Raw genomic sequence first — 16118 nt, forward strand, 5'->3', positions numbered from 1 at the left:
GGTGGGGCCAGCGCCGCCGGCCCCACCCCCCGACTCCTGGAAGAGTAGGTGATCATGGCTGTGCTGGAGGTCTCCGGCCTCACGAAGAGGTATCCGGGGGTGACCGCGCTCGACGGTGTCGACCTCGAGGTGCGACCCGGCGAGGTGCACGTCCTCATCGGCGAGAACGGTGCCGGCAAGTCCACGATGGTGCGGTGCCTGTCCGGTATCGAGCGCCCCGACGCCGGCACCATGCGACTGCACGGACGGCCGTACCGACCGGACACCGCGGCCGACGGGCTGAAGGCAGGGGTCCGGGTCGTCCACCAGGAACTGGCGCTGCTGCCGAACCTGTCCGTCGCCGAGAACCTGTTCCTGCACCACCTGCCACGCCGGGCCGGAGTGGTGGACCGCGCCGCCCTGGACCGGTCGGCGCGGAACCTGCTGGCCGAGGTGGGCCTGGAGCTGTCTCCTCGCACTCCGGTGGAGCGGCTGGGCATCGCGCAGATGCAGCTGGTCGAGATCGCCAAGGCGCTCAGCGGCCAGTGCCAACTGCTGATCATGGACGAGCCCACCGCGACGCTCACCCCGAAGGAGACGGGGCGCCTGTTCGAGATCCTGCGCCGGCTGACCGCGAACGGGGTCGCCGTCATCTACATCTCCCACCATCTCGAAGAGATCTTCGAAATCGGCGATCGGGTCACCGTGCTGCGCAACGGGCAACACGTCGTCACCCGGGAGATCGCCGGTCTGACCACGGCCGAACTGGTCCGGTTCATGGTCGGCCGGGATCTCGCCCACGAGTACCCGCCGGTCCGCGCCCGCGAGCGAGGCGAGGAGCTGCTGCGGGTCACCGACCTTCAGGTCACCCCGGCCACGCCACCGCTCTCGCTCACGGTCCACGCCGGCGAGGTCGTCGGCGTCGCCGGGCTGGTCAACTCGGGGCGTACCGAGGCGATGCGGGCCATCTTCGGGGCGGACCGTCCCGCCGCCGGTCGCGTCGAGGTGCGCGGACGGCCCGTGCGCTCGCGGCACCCGCGGGCCGCGGTACGCGCCGGCTTGAGCTTTCTCACCGAGGACCGCAAGGCCCAGGGGCTGGTGCTGGACCTGCCGATCGCCGCGAACATGAGTCTCGCCAGCCTGCCTGCGGTCAGCCGCTTCGGCCTGCTGAGCCGGTCGGCCGAGAACAGGGCGGCCACCAGGTTGGCGGAGAAGCTGCGCGTCGCGTCCCAGGGCGTACGCCAACACGTCCGGGCCCTCTCCGGCGGCAACCAGCAGAAGGTCGTGCTCGGCCGCTGGCTCGCCGCCGACACCGACCTGCTCATCGTCGACGAGCCGACCCGTGGCATCGACGTCGGCGCCCGGTACGAGATCCACCAGCTGCTGCTCGACCTGGCCGACGCCGGCAAGGGGCTCCTGGTCGTCTCGTCCGACCTGCCCGAGCTGCTCGGCATCTGTGACCGGATCATCGTCTTCTCGCGGAACGCCATCGCGGGCGAGGTGGAGAGAGCCGATTTCGACGCGGAGCGGGTGCTCAACCTCGCCTATTCGGGTTACTTGAAGGGAGTTTCGGTATGACGGCGGTAACCGCGCCGCGGGTCGCCGGCGGTCGATGGGCCAGCCAGGTGCTGGGTGAGGCCGGGATCGGCGTGGCCCTCGCCGCGCTCGTCGCGTTCTTCCTCGCCTTCGCGCCCTACTTCGGCACGTCGCAGAACGTGCGCGACATCATGACCCAGATCACCATCAACACCATCCTCGCGGTCGGCATGACGTTCGTGATCCTGGTCGGCGGGATCGACCTGTCCGTCGGCTCCGTGATCGCCCTGTGCGCGGTCGTGGCGGGCACCGCCATGACGGACTCGGGCCTGCCGACCGCGCTCGCGGTGCCGTTCGCCATCCTGATCAGCGTGCTTATCGGCGCGGCCACCGGTTTCGTCAACGGCTTCGTCACCGAACGGTGGGTGGTGCCCTCGTTCATCGTGACGCTCGGCATGCTGTACGTCGCCCGCGGCGCCGCGCAGCAGTACACCGGAGCGGCCACCATCTACAACCTGCCGCCCGGCCTGACCCGGTTCGGCACGGCCACCTTCGCCGGCCTGCCCGCGGTGTTCGTGGTCGCCATGCTGCTGGTGGCGGTGGCCTGGTTCGTGTTGAGCCGCACGGTCTTCGGTCGGTTGATCTACGCCACCGGTAACAACGAGGAGGCGGTGCGGCTGTCCGGCCACCGGACCTCGCTCATCAAGGTGGCCTGCTTCGTCATCGGTGGGGCCTGCGTCGGGATCGCCGCCATCATCTACATGGCGCGGTTGGGCGTGGCGAGTCCGATCCTCGGCCAGGGCTACGAACTCAACGCGATCGCCGCCGTGGTCATCGGCGGCGCGAGCCTCGCCGGTGGCCGGGGCTCGGTGATCGGCACGCTTCTCGGCGCCTGCCTGTTGGGGGTGCTGTCGAACGGGCTGAACCTGATGGGCGTCTCGGACTTCCAGCGGACCATGGTGACCGGCGCGGTCATCATCGTCGCCGTCGTCCTGGACGCCTATCGCCGCCGCCTGTCCGTGCGCCTGAGCTGACCGGTGATCCGCTCAGCTGGGGCGGGACGCGTGCAGGACGACCCGCAGCGGGTGCGGCGCGTCGGCGGCCACGTCACCGAACACGGCCAGGAAGCGGGCGTACTGCCCGGCCGGCTCGTCGGCGAGGAGCTGGCCGGCGTCGTCGACGCGTACGGTGAGCGGCCCGGTCGCCAGCCGGTCGCGCAGCACGTCCGAGAGCGCGTCCCAGTTGTGGCCGAAGTGGGCCGGGAAGGCGAGCGCGGCGGCGAGCGCGGCGAACAGCCCGCCTCGGGTGCGGGTCGCGGCGCCGGCCAGCCGTACCGCGGCCGGGTCGTCCGGGCCGGTCGCGGCCGGGCCACCGGTTCCCGTCTCCTCCGGGCCGGGGTCCCGGGCGACGGTCAGCCACCCGGTCGACCGGTCGCCGTCCTGGTCGGGCATCGGCACCTCCAGATCGTGGCCGGCGCGTGTCGGCGCCGGAGTGGTTCGGCAACCGGGGCCGGCCGGCGCGCGGCCGGCCGGCCCCGGCACGATCGCCGGTCAGAGCCGGTAGAAGTCCCCGTAGTGGTTCGGCGAGAACCAGGTCGCCCCGGTGCTCTTGTTCACGATGATCCGGTACGCGTCGCGCGCGGCACCCTGCGGGCGCGGGTACACGTCGTACTCGTAGTAGGTGGCGTTGGCCGGCAGCTCGCCCTCGTAGTTGTAGTACCGCCCGCCGGCGAAGTTGGACAGGCCGCCGCTCCACGAGTACCACCCGCGGGAGGTCGGGAAGCCCTTCGCGGCCCAGCCCGAACGGGCCGTGCGGGCGTCGGCGCAGCGGGTCATCGCGCAGGAGCTGTAGACCGCCGCGGACGCGGAGTCGGTCAGCTTCGGCGACACGACGGACGGGCCGACGAGGACCGCGGCGACCATCGCGACGAGCAGGGCGAGGGTGGTGGGGAGCCGGCGGGTCGCGCCGAGCGTCCGGACCGGGGATGCGGGGGTGGACATGCTGCCTCCAGACCGTTGACACATCGATCCGCTTCACTGTCGGATCGTGCTCATTCTGGCCGGCGCCCGACCGCCCCGGACAGGGGTTCGGCGGTAATTGCTCCACAATGCCCGGTGAACGACGGATGATCGCGCCGGGGCTCCCGCACCCGCACCGGCACCGCGAGCAGCATCCCGACAGTGACCCAGAGGTACGCGTTGCCGCCGAGGAACCCGAGCGGCCCGCCGGAGTTGTTGGCGAAGACCCAGACCAGACCGCTGGAGAGCAGCACGTACCCGGCGATGCCGGCGCCCAGCCGGCGACGGGCGGCGGGTTCGGTCGGTGGCCACGGCAGCGTGGTCGCGGCGACCACCACGAGGCCCGGCACCAGCCACACCAGGTGGTGCACCCACGTGACCGGGCTGACCAGGCACGCCACGACGCCGGTGAGCGCGAAGCCGGCGCGCTCGTCGCCGGCCGCGACGGCCCGCCGTACCCGGACGGCCCACACGGCGGCCGCGGCCACGACGAGCAGCAGCCAGAGCCGCCGGTCGGGGTGCTCGGGGTGGAGGCGGGCCACCATCCCGAGCAGGGACTGGTTCGACACGTACGCGAGCTGACCCACCCGGTCGGTGTCCCAGAGCGCCTCGGTGAAGAAGGTCCGTGAGGCGCCGGGGGCGACCGCGGCCGCGAGGAGCGTGGCGGCGACCGAGGCGGCGATCGCCGTCGCGGCGGCGCGCCAGCGGCGGGTGACCAGCAGGTAGCCGATGAAGACGGCCGGGGTGAGCTTGATCGCGGCGGCAAGCCCGATGCCGACGCCGGCGGCCCGGTGTCCCCGTTCCAGCAGCCACAGGTCGGCGTACACCAGGGCCACGAGCAGCAGGTTGACCTGCCCGAAGCTCACCGTGTCCCGCACCGGGTTGAGCCCGGCGAGCAGGCAGGCGGCCAGCGCGAACGCGTACCACCGGCTCCAGCCCTCGCGGCGGGCCAGCGGGTCGACCAGCAGCATCAGCAGGAAACCCGTCGCGACCGCGGTGAGCAGCAGGTTCACCACGATCGTCGGGTACCAGGCCAGGGCGGCCATCGGCAGCATGCTGACCGCCGCGAACGGCGGGTAGGTGAAGCCGTACCCGTTCCCGGTGGTCCATCCGTACAGCTCGCCGCCGCGCACCCAGTGCCCGACCGCGCCGTGGTAGACGCCGATGTCGAACCACCCACGGTGCCCGGGCAGCACGGCGATCAGGACACCGATGAGCGTGGCGAGACCCGCCACGACCAGCGCCCGCCGCCGGGTGGGGTCCGGACCGCCCGCCGTGGCGCTCACCGTGCCACCGCCTCGGCCAGCCGCACGGGTACGGCCAGCAGGCGCAGCACGCCGACCGCCGCGAGGCCGACGAGGACACCCGCGGCGGCCAGCACCGCCTGCGCCCCGTCCGGCCCGAACCCGCTGGGCAGCGCCACGAACGCCAGCACCACGGCGCCGCAGGCGGCGACCGGGCGGGCCCAGCCGTCCGGTGCGGCCGCCGCGATGAGGACCAGCCCCCAGAGCGCGTACCAGGGCCGGGTCGCGGGGCCGAGCAGCGCCACCGCCGCCAGGGCCAGGCCCAGGGCGTACGCCGGGCCGAGCCGGCGGCGCTGCCACCAGGCGGCGCCGGCGGCGGCCAGCGCGGCGAGCAGCCCGAGGCCGAGGCACAGCCGCATCGGGGTGTCACCGAGGTCCGTGCCGAGCGCCGCGGCCAGCCGCACGACGCCCCGACCGATGGCGCTGGAGATCGACCAGCTGTGCCGGTACACGGGTGTGCCGAGCGCGCCGACCCAGCCGTACCCGATGCCGGTGGCCCAGGTGACGGCGGCCGCGGTGCCGAGCGCGACGCCGGCCGTGCGGGCCACCGCGGCCCGGCGGCCGACGTGCCGCGCCGCCAGGGACACCACCACCACGAGACCCACGACCGCGGGCGCCTTCACCAGCGCGGCGAGGGTGACCAGCGCGGCGGCCGCGCCGAACCGCCGTTCGAAGGCCAGGCAGATCCCGGCCACGAGCAGCCCCAGCATCACCGCCTCGTTGTGTGCCCCGGCGATCAGGTGCAGCGGGACGAGGGGGTTCAGGACGCCCAGCCACAGCGCGGCGGCCGGGTCCACGCCGCAGTGCCGGGCGAGCCGGGGCAGGTACCCGACGAGCAGGGCCACCCCGGCCAGCGCCACGAGCCGCAGCGCGAGCACACCGAGTACCAGCTTGCCGCCCGTCGCCGCCGAGACCCCGCCGGCGAGCGCCAGGAAGACCGGCCCGTACGGCGCCGGCGTGTGCTGCCACATCTGCGGCACCTCGCCGGCGAGCCCTCCGCCGAGCGCGGCGACGCCGTGCCGGTAGACGTCGATGTCGGCGAGCACCATGGCACCCTGCGCGAGATAGCTGTACGCGTCCCGGCTGAACATCGGCGGGCACACGAGCAGCGGGCCAGCCCAACATGCGAGGGTGAGCGCCGCCGAGCGCCGGTCGAGCCGCGCGGCCGGCGTGCCGCGGCGCAGGTCCCGGCCGGCCCACCACCAGGCGGCGGCGAGCAGCGTCAGACCGGCGTACCCGCAGAGCAGCGCCGGCCCGGCGACGTGCCGCAACGCGCTCCACCAGGGCGCGTCGGCGCCGTTGGGAAGCGCGCCCACGGCCAGGCCGGCACCGGCCAGCAGCGCAGCGCCCACGCCGCCCAGCAGCCGGTACCCGACGACGGTCGGCACTTTCCGCACCCGGGCAGGATGTCGGCGCGACCTGACCGACAACCGGCCACGCGACGATCATCAAGCGACCGGCCGGTGTCACGTCGGCGTGGCGGCGGGCGGATCGGCTACCCGTTGTTAGCGTGAGGGCGCGCATCCGTGGTCGAGGAGGGGTTGCATGGCGGACGCCCCCGATCCGGAGCCGGCGTCCAGGGCCCGCTGGCGGCAGTGGGGCTCCCAGAGACTGACCACGGCACGGGACCTCAGCCAGCGCGGCTGGCGCGGGGCGCGGCGGGCCTGGGAGCGCCTGCTGGCGTCGCTGCAGGACGAGGAGCTCGCGCGCGACCCGGCGCCACCGCCACCGGGCCCGCTCGTCGAGCAACGCGACGCTCCGCGGCTGATCCCGGTGCCCGCCCGCGGCTACGTGTACAGCTTCCACCTGCGCGTGAGCCTCGCCTGGTCCTCGTCGAGCAGCGTGCGCGCCGAGGCGCTGAACTGGTACGCCCGGTACTTCACGCCACTCGCGATCCAGCGGCTGGTGCGCCTCGCCACGGACGCCGCCCGGGACCTCGCGCCGCACCGCGCCGCCGACCTGGAGATGCACCTCCAGCGGGCCCTCGCCGAGCAGGGCCCGTGGCGGTACGAGCGCGGCGACGTCGTCGTCACCTGCCAACCGGACGTCTCCGTACGGCTCGACGAGCACATCCGGCAGGCGATCCAGCCACACGTGGACCGGCTGGTCACCCTCGAGTGCACCCTCGACGAGCACCTGAAACAGGCCCGATCCGCCGAGCAGCTCAGCCAGCGGTGGATCGGGATCCTCGACGAACACCTCGAAGCCGCCGGAACGGACCGCGACCTGGCCGACGCCCGGCGACACCTGCTCGCCGCGTACGAGGCCGCCGCCGAGTGGATCGACGACCTGCTCGCCCAGCGCCCCGCGCGGCCCACGTGAATCGGTGACGGCTGAGCGAACCCCCCTCACGGCGTGTCCCGTCGCTCAGCCGTCACCGATCGCTCCGCGCGCCGCGAGGAGGGCCAGGGTCTCGCGGCGGACGGCTTCGGGTTCGCGTACCAGGCGGTGGTGGCTGAAGCGGACGACCAGGATCCCGACGGTGGCCAGGAGCGCGTCCCGGCGCAGGTCGACCTCGCGCTGGCGGAGATCGCCGTGGCTGGTCGCGCCGTCGAGTTCGATGTCAACGCGCTCGCGCTCGGCGAACAGGTCAAGCTACATCGTCCGCCGCCCGACGCGCACCCGCGCCTGACGCCGGAACGTGGGCATGCCGGGCCCCGTGAACACGCGCTCGTGACCCCGGATCTCCAGTGGACTGCGGCACCCCTCGGCGAGTCGCGTGAGCAGGGTGCGGAGTGCGGCCCTGTGGGCGAGCTTCGGCGCACCGGCCAGCGCTGCCATCAGGCGCTGCGGCGTGGTCGTCCGGTCGTTCACGGCCCGGATGACGGGCGCCGACCGGTCGGCGGTCGCCAGCAGGGGCCACGCGTCGACGAGGGTCCGCTCCAGGCGGGTGACCGGCAGTCCCCGTCGTTGCACCACGTCCGGCGGACCCGGGATGAGGCGCCGCACCCGGTGGACGACCACGCCGGGCCGCGTACGGACGCCGGCGCCGGCCGGCGCGGTCAGGTGCAGCGCGGCGCCGGCGGTCGGCTGGTGCAGCCCCCACACGGCGAGGGCACTCAGGTGGCTGAGTGCTCCACGGCCCCGGGCCCAGGCCAGGGCCGCCCGGCGCCCGGGTCGAGGCGGCTCACCGCAGGCGTGTCCGGGCGGGATGGCGGGGCCAGCAGGTGCACGGCCGCGTACACCTCCGGCAGTACCCGGACGAGTTCGCCGGCACGGCACGCCCGCCGCAGCGTCCACTCGGGTACGACCTGCCCGGCGACAGTTCGGGTCACCAGCCCTCCGCCACGCTCGACGAGTTCCCACAGCACCGGATGCATGCCGCCGACCCTCGCGGCCCGTCCGGCCCGTCGGCGACCCCGCCCCGGTCGGCCTGTGGACGACGGCGCACCTGTGCACATCGCCCACGCCGACGGGCGACGTGCTATGGACGACCCGATGGCTGACGGCTGAGCGACCCCCGTCGCGGCGTGTCCCGTCGCTCAGCCGTCACCGATCGGACCGCCGTGTCAGCGGCGCTCCAGCCACGGGTCCTCCGGCTTCGGCCGGTCGAACGTGGGCCGTGCCGCCTTCCAGTGACCACGGGTGAAGTCCGGCACCTTGACCGGGCGCATCCGGCCGGTCTTCAACGACTCGTGGCTGAGCGGGATCACCGAGCACCACGCCGCCGAGTCGTACACGTCGATGTCGGGGGTCATGCCGAGCCGCATCAGCTGGACGAGCCGCCAGATGGAGATGAAGTCCCCGCCGCCGTGGCCACCGTACTGGTCGGCCAGGCCCTCCAGTGTGGGCCACAGCCAGTGGTCGTGCTGCCGCAGGATCGTGTTGTACTCCGCGCCGGTGCGCCAGGTGTGGTTCTGGTGGCCGAGCGACTCGAGGTAGAGCCGGCCGTTGTCCAGCTCGATCGACCCTCGGGTGCCGGTCAGGGTGGTCTCCCGGCTGTACGGGTGCGGGGAGTTGACGTCGTGCTCGACGCGGATGAACCGGCCGTTCGCGGTGGTGATGAAGCAGGTGTGGCGGTCTCCGGAGATGTAGGGCCGGTCGTCCCACGAGGAGTGGTCGCTGCCCACCCGCGGATCCTCGGACCGGAAGAGGGCCAGCGCCTTGGGCAGCGACGCCACGGAGATCAGCTCGTCGAACCGGTCGCCGCGGTTGATGTCCAGGGTCGCCGCCACCGGCCCGAGCCCGTGCGTCGGGTAGTGAGAGGCGTTCATCCTGGTCTGCCAGCGGCGGCGCCAGTGCTCGGGGAAGTACGCGCCGCCGAACAGGTACGGCCAGCGCAGGTCGTGGACGTATCCGCCGGAGGCGTGCTGGAGGTCGCCGAAGAGCCCCTGACGGGCCATCGAGAACATGGCCATCTCGGGCCGGAAGTAGTTGACGTTCTCCAGCAGCATGCAGTGCTTGCGGGTCCGCTCCGACGTACGCACCAGGTCCCAGATCTGGTCGAGGTACGGCGCGATCGGCAGTTCGACGGCAACGTGCTTGCCGTGCTCCATGGCGGCCTTGGCCATCGGGTGGTGCCACTCCCACGGGGTGGCGATGTAGACGAGGTCGATGTCGTCGCGGCGGACGAGGTTGAGGAAGTCCTCCTCGCCGTCGGAGTAGCCGACCGGCGGGGTGTCCTGGAAGCCCTGCTGCATGATCCGGCCGATGGTCCGCTCGACGCGCTCGGGCCGGATGTCGCAGACGGCGGTGACCGTGGCGACCGCCGCGAACCGGCGGTCCTGGTCGCCGCCGCGGTTGCCCACGCCGATGAGACCCACGCGGACCTGGTCGAAGCCCTCGAAGGGCACGTTGGTCATGCTCTTCTCGTCAGGGCCGCGCCGGGGTTCGGCGATCGCCGGTTCGGCGGCCGCCGGGGCGGCGACCGCGCCGGTCAGGCCGGCGGCGGCGCCCAGCACGGCACCGGACCGGAGCAGGTCACGACGGGACGGACGGATGTCGGGGGAAGGGTCCACAGTGATCACTCCCTCTCATGGAGGCTGATCGAACTTGCCTGCTTGGGGCGGCTGTTGAGCAGTGTCAATCAAAGGCTCATCGATGGCAAGGCCCCTTCCCGGGCCTGCCGAAGCGTCACCGTGGCGTGAACAGCCGATATTGCCGAACCAGTGCTGATCGATTTACGCTCGGATCGCCGTTCAATCGCGCGGATTCGCGCGGTCTGGAGACGCCGTGCGCGGCGGGGTCGGAGCGTCATGACACACGTCGAGCGGGAGATCGCCAGTCAGCCGGAGTGCTGGCGGCGCGGGATCGCGATGGCCGGCTCGCTCGCGGGGCACCTGCCGCGCCGCGGCGAGCGGGTCGCCGTCGTCGGTTGCGGCACGTCGTGGTTCGTGGCCATGGCGTACGCCGGGCTGCGCGAACGGGCCGGCCACGGCGAGACGGACGCGTTCGCGGCGTCGGAGTTCCCGGCCGGGCGCCGGTACGACCGGGTGCTGGTCGTCAGCCGCTCCGGCACCACCACCGAGGTGCTGGACCTCCTGGAGCGCCTCCGGGGTGGCACCCGCACCACCGCGCTGCTCGGCGACCCCACGTCGCCGGCCGTGGCCCTGGTGGACGAGCCGTTCTGCCTGCCGTTCGCCGACGAGCGGTCGGTGGTGCAGACCCGGTTCGCCACGACCGCGCTGGCGGTGCTGCGCGCACACCTCGGCGAGGACCTCGGCGGGGCGGTCCGGGACGCGGCGGAGACGGTGACCGCCCCGCTGCCGCTGGACCCGGCGACCCTCGAACAGGTGACCTTCCTCGGCCGGCACTGGACGGTCGGCCTCGCCCACGAGGCGGCGCTCAAGTGCCGGGAGGCCGCGAGCTTCTGGACCGAGGCGTACCCGGCCATGGACTACCGGCACGGCCCGATCGCCGTCGCGGGGCCCGGCCGCGCGGTGTGGGCGTTCGGGGCCGTGCCCGCAGGGCTGGCCGACCAGGTGAGACGCACCGGCGCGAGCTTCGTCCACTCCGTACGCGACCCGATGGCCGACCTGGTCCTCGCGCAGCGGCTCGCGGTGGCCCTGGCCCGGCACCGGGGGCTGGCGCCCGACGCGCCCCGGCACCTGACCCGCTCGGTCATCCTCGCCCCGGCCCAGGGCGCGACGGGCGGCACCTCGTGATCCTCACCGTCACCCTGAACGCGGCGCTGGACGTGACGTACCGCGTCCCGGGTCTGACGCCCGGCGCCACCCACCGGGTCAGCGAGGTGTCCGAGCGGGCGGGCGGGAAAGGCGTCAACGTGGCCCGCGTGCTGCACACCCTCGGCGCCCCGGTCGTCGCCACCGGGCTCGCCGGCGGCGCGTGCGGACGGCGCGTCCGCTCGCTGCTCACCGACGAGGGGGTCGCCGAGGCGTTCGTGCCGATCGCGGCCGAGTCCCGGCGCACCGTGGTCGTGGCCGCGCCGGACACGGCGACCGGCCTGTGGGAGCCGGGCCCGGCCGTCACGCCGGACGAGTGGGTCGCGTTCCTCGGCCGGTTCGCCGACCTGGTGCGCGCCAGCGAGGTGGTCGTGCTCTCCGGTTCGCTGCCGCCCGGGGTGCCGGTCGACGCGTACGGCACGCTGGTCGGCCTGGCGCGCGACGCCGGCGCGCGCACGGTGCTGGACAGCAGCGGCGATCCGCTGCGTCACGGCCTGCGCGCGGGCCCGGACGTCGTCAAGCCGAACGCCGAGGAACTCGCCGGCCTCGCCGGACGCCCGCTGCCCCGGCCGGCCGGGGCCGTCGAGGCGGTACGCGCGCTCGCCGCTCCGGCCGTCGTCGCCTCGTTCGGGCCGGAGGGGCTGCTCGCCGTGACCGACCGGGGTGCGTGGCACGCGTTCCTGCCGCACCCGGTCGACGGCAACCCCACCGGGGCGGGCGACGCCTGCGTGGCGGCGCTGGCCCACACCATGACCCGGCCGCCCCCGTGGCCGGAACGGCTCGCCGACGCGGTCGCGCTGTCCGCCGCGGCCGTCCGGGCGCCGGTGGCCGGAAGCGTGGACCTGTCGGACCACCGGCGACTGCGCCGGACCGTGATCGTCAAGGAGCTGTGATGCCGCTCGTACCCACCGGGCAGATCGTGGCCGCAGGTCCGGTCTGCGCGTTCAACGTGATCGCCCTGGAGCACGCCGAGGCCATCGTCGCCGGCGCCGAGGCCGCGGGGCGGCCGGTGATCCTGCAGATCAGCGAGAACGCCGTCCGTTTCCACGGTCGGCTCCCGGCGATCGCCGCGGGGACCCGGGCCGTCGCGGCATCGGCCGCCGTCGACGTGGCGCTGCACCTCGACCACGTGGTCTCCCCCGACCTGTGGCGCAGCGCGCCCGAGCACGGGTTCGGTTCGGTGATGGTGGACGCGTCCCGGTTGCCGTACCGGGAGAACGTCGCGGCGACGCGGGCGGCGGCCGAGTTCGCCCACGCCAGCGGGCTGTGGGTCGAGGCCGAGCTGGGCACGGTCGGCGGCAAGGACGGCGAGCCGCCCGTGGACCCGCACGCCCCCGGCGCCCGGACCGAACCGGACGAGGCCGCGGCGTACGTGGCGGCGACCGGCGTGGACGCCCTCGCCGTCGCGGTCGGCTCCGCGCACGCCATGACGACCCGCAACGCCGTCCTCGACCAGCCGCTGATCGAGCGGCTGCGGGCCGCCGTCCCGGTGCCGCTGGTGCTGCACGGCTCGTCCGGCGTTCCCGACGACGAGCTGCGCCGCGCCGTGGCCGCGGGCATCGTGAAGGTGAACATCGGTACGGCGCTGAACGTGGCCTTCACCGGCGCTGTACGCCAGGCCCTTGCCGCGCGGCCGGACGTGGTCGACCCGCGCCGCTACCTGACGCCCGCGCGGGACGCGATGAGCGGGACCGTCGCCCGCTTCTGCCGCCTCGTGGCCGGCGACGACGAAACGTCCCGACGGGTTGACGCCGGCCTCGCCGTGACCGTCAGGGAGTCGTGAGCCGTGCCCGGCGCCATGTGCCCGCCGGTGAAGGTCGATAGCATCGTGCCCGTGGTCATCCTCCCCGCGGCGGCCGTGGCGCGCCGCGCCGCCGCTACGACGAGCGGAGCCGTCACGTGACCTCGACCAGGGCCACGGCGCCCGCGCCGGGGGCGATGGCCGACCGCGCCCGCCGGCTGCAGGCGCTGCTGGAACTCCTGGCGGCACGGGGCGGGCGGCTGTCCGTCGTGGAGGCCGCGACCGCCCTCGGGGTCTCCGAGGCGACCGTCCGCCGCGACTTCACCACCCTCGCCGGGCAGCAGCTCGTGACGCGTACGCACGGCGGCATCGTGGCCAGCTCGGTCGCGTACGACCTGCCGGTCCGCTACCGCCACAGCGGCGACCGCGGCACCAAGGAGCGCATCGCCGCGACCGCCGCGGACCTCGTCGAGCCGGGCAGCGTCGTCGGGCTGAACGGGGGCACCACGACGTCGGCCACCGCCCGGCACCTCGCGGCGCGACCCGACCTGTCGCAGGCCACTCCGCGACCGGCCCTCACCGTGGTGACGAACGCGCTGAACATCGCCACGGAGATGGTGCTGCGGCCGTCCCTGCGCACCGTCATCCTGGGCGGGGTCGCGCTGCCCCAGTCGTACGAGCTGACCGGGCCGCTCACCACCATGGTGATGCAGTCGCTCTGGCTCGACGTGCTCATCCTCGGCGTCGACGGCTTCTCGGTGGAGGGCACGTCCTGCCACGACGAGAGCGAGGCGGGCATCGACGCGCTGATGGTCAGCCGCGCCCGGCGGGTGGTCGTCGTGGCCGGGTCGGAGAAGCTGGGACGCCACTCCTTCGCCAAGATCTGCGACGCGTCCGCCGTGGACACCCTGGTCACTGACGACGCGGCGGACGAGAAGATCGTGGCAGACCTACGCTCGGCCGGCGTCGAAGTGCTCCTGGCCTGACCCGGGACCCCGCAGGACCTGGACCGCAACCCCTCGGCCCGTCGATCATGCACTTGTGGTGGGGAATATAAGGGGCGAACACCCATGCTCCGGGCACCACAACTGGATGATCGACGGGAGCGGCCCGTTCGGCCCGTTGTGCCGGCTCGTTCGAACGCTTCGGCGAGGGCGGCCATGGAGCGCTGTTAGTGGGGCTGGTGAGGCGTGGTCGGCCAGCGCCACCGCCACGAGGTCCATTACGGCGGCATACCGTTCCGTACCGCCCTGGTGAACCAGACCACGTGACGGCCGGGCTTCAGTCGCCGAGCAGGTGGGACATCCGGGTCGACTCGGCGAGCACCGCCTCGGCACTCGGGATGTCGGCAAGCCGCGCCGCCAGGGTGGCCACCGCCAGCCGTTCCGGCAGTGCCGCGCTGAACTTGAGGCCCGCGAGAGCCTTCGGGTTGACCTCGGGTAGGCAGATCCGTTCGGACGCATCGCCCAACGACAGGCGCAGGCGTTCCCGGTCAAGATCCGGTCGCAGGCGGATCGAGGCGTCCTCAAGCCGCTGGGTGGGGTCGGCGATGTCGCTCACCGTGGCGGTCAGTGTGGCGTTGGCCCGATAGCCGGCCCACGTCCACCATCGCAGCTCTCCGTCCCTGTCGCGGACCACGAGCGTGCCTCCGGGGTGGACAAGCGCCTCGAAATCCTGCCGCAGGCTGGCAAGTCGAGTCTGGGCACGGCCAGTCAGCGAGACGGGCGGGTCGCTGCCGAGGAGCACGTCCCGCATAGCTCGGACTATCCGGAATGACAGCCCCTGCGGTGTTCCCCCCGTCATCCAGAGTGCCCTGCCCCCGCCGTCCGCGGACTCGACGAAGCAGCGGTGGCGCTTCCAGTCGATGTAGGTGACCCGCCAGCTCCGGCCGGCGAGCAGGAGCAGTCGTGGGCCCTGTACCTTCGCGGTCAGCAGTGCGGGGTCGATACGACCGATCTCGGTACGGCCGGAGAGAACGGTGAACTGCGGCGGAGCGGTGAACACGGCTAGCATGTCCATAAAGTGCCGGCGACCGAACCGAAGCTCCGTCTCCGGCCCGATGAACAACATCCCGGAGTCCTCGTCCAGGTAGCCGCTATCGACGAGGTACCGCATGATGACCTCGGCGCTCTTGTCGAAGGGCGCCAGTCCGTTCCACTCCCCCGACCACGTCTGGTCGCCGATCCGGTGCCGCTGCAGCGAGAGCGCCAACAGTTGCTGCGCGACGATGTGCCGTGGCTCCGGCGGCGGCACCACGGCCTCGACCCAGCCCTGCGCCCAGAGGTGTAGCAGCCCAGCCGCCTGCAGCAGACCCTCGCCGTCCAGGGCAAGGAAAAGACAGTTCCGCGTGCTGCCGGCGCGCCGGCCCGCGCGTCCGATCCGCTGCAGGAAGGCGGCAACGGTACGTGGCGCGTTGATCTGGATAACCCGATCGAGATCGCCGACGTCGATGCCCAGTTCCAGGGTGCTGGTGGCGACGATGACGCAGTCCCGCTCCTGTGCGAATGCCTCCTCGGCGCGCCGCCGCTCCTCGGACGCCAGCGAGGCGTGAGAGAGGAACGTGGTCACGCCGAGCTCGCGCAGCCGTTGACCCAGGTCTTCAACCAACGCTCGGGAATCGCAGAACACCAGCCGCTTCTCACCCTGGTGCAGGGCAGCGATGACCTTGGCGGCGTTGTGTACAGACCCGACGTAGTCCAGCTCCACGTCCCCGGCGGGACGCGCCGCGGATGCCGCGGCGGTGACCACTGCGTCAACACCCGGCGCCACGACCCGGGCCGGCCTTCGTCCACGCCCCGATCCCTGCAGCCAGCCCAACAACTCCTCCGGGTTGCCGACCGTCGCCGAGAGGCCAACCCGCTGCACCGATCGGCCCGCCACCCGCGAGAGGCGCTCGAGGACGGCCAGCAGATGCCAGCCTCGGTCGTCGCCAGCGAACGCGTGCACCTCGTCCACCACCACTGCCCGAAGCTGCCCGAAGAACTCCTCGTGGTCGACGGCGGAGCTGACCAACATCGACTCGATGGATTCCGGCGTGGTGAGCAGGACGTCCGGCCGCCCGCGGAGGATCGTTCGGCGACGTCCCATCGTCACGTCGCCATGCCAGAGTGCCGCCCGGCGGCCGAGCCAGCCCGTGTACGCCTCGAGGCGAGGCAGGAGGTTGTTGAGCAGGGCCTTCAGCGGGCACACGTATAGGACTGACGTGCCGGACCAGTTGTCCTGCGCCATGCGGGACAGCAGCGGGAACATGGCCGCCTCGGTCTTGCCCCCGGCCGTGGGTGCTAGAAGAAGTGCGTCCTCGCCGTCGAGGAGGGGAGCCACTGCCGCCTCCTGCAAGGGCCGCAGTGCCGGCCACTGCAACGTGTTGACCACGTGGTGCAGCAGAACCGGGTGCAGCAGCTCAGCCCCACTCGTCATG

The 16118-nt window shown here is 73.2% G+C and carries 16 protein-coding genes; 7 read left to right on the top strand and 9 right to left on the bottom strand.

The genetic code is table 11. The annotated features are described in order from the left end of the window. Nucleotides 1–54 precede the first annotated feature (54 nt). Nucleotides 55–1557 carry a sugar ABC transporter ATP-binding protein gene (locus D7193_RS22450; protein WP_120782143.1) on the top strand — a complete coding sequence of 501 codons (1503 nt, stop codon included), beginning with the start codon at nucleotides 55–57 and terminating at the stop codon, nucleotides 1555–1557. Next, nucleotides 1554–2549, top strand: coding sequence for an ABC transporter permease (locus D7193_RS22455; protein ID WP_120781532.1), 996 nt, complete (start codon nucleotides 1554–1556; stop codon nucleotides 2547–2549). The genes D7193_RS22450 and D7193_RS22455 overlap by 4 nt, the downstream gene beginning before the upstream one ends. A 12-nt stretch (nucleotides 2550–2561) precedes the next feature. Here the strand turns inward: D7193_RS22455 and D7193_RS22460 are convergent, their stop codons facing one another. The 4 genes from D7193_RS22460 to mptB all read right to left on the bottom strand — a co-directional run bounded on the left by D7193_RS22460 (nucleotide 2562) and on the right by mptB (nucleotide 6234). Further along, nucleotides 2562–2966, bottom strand: a complete 405-nt coding sequence (locus D7193_RS22460; RefSeq protein WP_120782144.1) for a barstar family protein — start codon at nucleotides 2964–2966, stop codon at nucleotides 2562–2564. 99 nt (nucleotides 2967–3065) lie between these two features. Beyond that, on the bottom strand, nucleotides 3066–3515 hold the full coding sequence (locus tag D7193_RS22465; RefSeq protein ID WP_120781533.1) for a ribonuclease domain-containing protein: 450 nt from the start codon (nucleotides 3513–3515) through the stop codon (nucleotides 3066–3068). A 50-nt stretch (nucleotides 3516–3565) separates the two neighbouring features. Continuing rightward, nucleotides 3566–4819 (bottom strand): glycosyltransferase 87 family protein, encoded by a 1254-nt coding sequence (locus tag D7193_RS22470; protein ID WP_206611942.1) that lies wholly within the window; start codon nucleotides 4817–4819, stop codon nucleotides 3566–3568. After that, on the bottom strand, nucleotides 4816–6234 hold the full coding sequence (mptB, locus tag D7193_RS22475) for a polyprenol phosphomannose-dependent alpha 1,6 mannosyltransferase MptB (protein WP_120781534.1): 1419 nt from the start codon (nucleotides 6232–6234) through the stop codon (nucleotides 4816–4818). The genes D7193_RS22470 and mptB overlap by 4 nt, the downstream gene beginning before the upstream one ends. A gap of 148 nt (nucleotides 6235–6382) precedes the next feature. On the opposite strand from mptB, the gene D7193_RS22480 reads away from it, so the two are divergent. Further along, entirely contained in the window at nucleotides 6383–7159 is a 777-nt protein-coding gene (locus tag D7193_RS22480) for a hypothetical protein (RefSeq protein ID WP_120781535.1), read from the top strand. Nucleotides 7160–7204: 45 nt separating this feature from the next. Here the strand turns inward: D7193_RS22480 and D7193_RS34290 are convergent, their stop codons facing one another. From D7193_RS34290 to D7193_RS22490, 4 genes are all read right to left on the bottom strand, one after another. After that, entirely contained in the window at nucleotides 7205–7426 is a 222-nt protein-coding gene (locus D7193_RS34290) for a DUF559 domain-containing protein (protein ID WP_338324112.1), read from the bottom strand. 6 nt (nucleotides 7427–7432) lie between these two features. Further along, entirely contained in the window at nucleotides 7433–7885 is a 453-nt protein-coding gene (locus D7193_RS34295; protein ID WP_241563294.1) for a hypothetical protein, read from the bottom strand. Nucleotides 7886–7896: 11 nt separating this feature from the next. Then, the gene (locus D7193_RS34300; protein WP_241563295.1) at nucleotides 7897–8157 is read right to left on the bottom strand and encodes a type 2 periplasmic-binding domain-containing protein; all 261 of its coding nucleotides are present in this window, start codon (nucleotides 8155–8157) and stop codon (nucleotides 7897–7899) included. Between the two features lie 189 nt (nucleotides 8158–8346). After that, on the bottom strand, nucleotides 8347–9795 hold the full coding sequence (locus D7193_RS22490) for a Gfo/Idh/MocA family oxidoreductase (RefSeq protein ID WP_120782146.1): 1449 nt from the start codon (nucleotides 9793–9795) through the stop codon (nucleotides 8347–8349). Nucleotides 9796–10032: 237 nt separating this feature from the next. On the opposite strand from D7193_RS22490, the gene D7193_RS22495 reads away from it, so the two are divergent. From D7193_RS22495 to D7193_RS22510, 4 genes are all read left to right on the top strand, one after another. Next, nucleotides 10033–10941: an SIS domain-containing protein gene (locus D7193_RS22495; RefSeq protein WP_120781536.1), complete on the top strand. Its 909-nt coding sequence runs from the start codon at nucleotides 10033–10035 to the stop codon at nucleotides 10939–10941. Continuing rightward, nucleotides 10938–11852, top strand: coding sequence for a 1-phosphofructokinase family hexose kinase (locus tag D7193_RS22500; protein ID WP_120781537.1), 915 nt, complete (start codon nucleotides 10938–10940; stop codon nucleotides 11850–11852). The genes D7193_RS22495 and D7193_RS22500 overlap by 4 nt, the downstream gene beginning before the upstream one ends. Further along, the gene (locus tag D7193_RS22505; protein WP_120781538.1) at nucleotides 11852–12742 is read left to right on the top strand and encodes a class II fructose-bisphosphate aldolase; all 891 of its coding nucleotides are present in this window, start codon (nucleotides 11852–11854) and stop codon (nucleotides 12740–12742) included. Before D7193_RS22500 ends, D7193_RS22505 begins: the two co-directional genes overlap by 1 nt. 155 nt (nucleotides 12743–12897) lie before the next feature. Continuing rightward, on the top strand, nucleotides 12898–13686 hold the full coding sequence (locus D7193_RS22510; protein ID WP_120782147.1) for a DeoR/GlpR family DNA-binding transcription regulator: 789 nt from the start codon (nucleotides 12898–12900) through the stop codon (nucleotides 13684–13686). Nucleotides 13687–13981: 295 nt separating this feature from the next. Here the strand turns inward: D7193_RS22510 and D7193_RS22515 are convergent, their stop codons facing one another. Beyond that, nucleotides 13982–16072 (bottom strand): DEAD/DEAH box helicase, encoded by a 2091-nt coding sequence (locus D7193_RS22515; RefSeq protein ID WP_241563296.1) that lies wholly within the window; start codon nucleotides 16070–16072, stop codon nucleotides 13982–13984. Between the last annotated feature and the right edge of the window lie 46 nt (nucleotides 16073–16118).

The sequence above is a fragment of the Micromonospora costi genome (assembly GCF_003626655.1).
GTDB lineage: Bacteria > Actinomycetota > Actinomycetes > Mycobacteriales > Micromonosporaceae > Micromonospora > Micromonospora costi.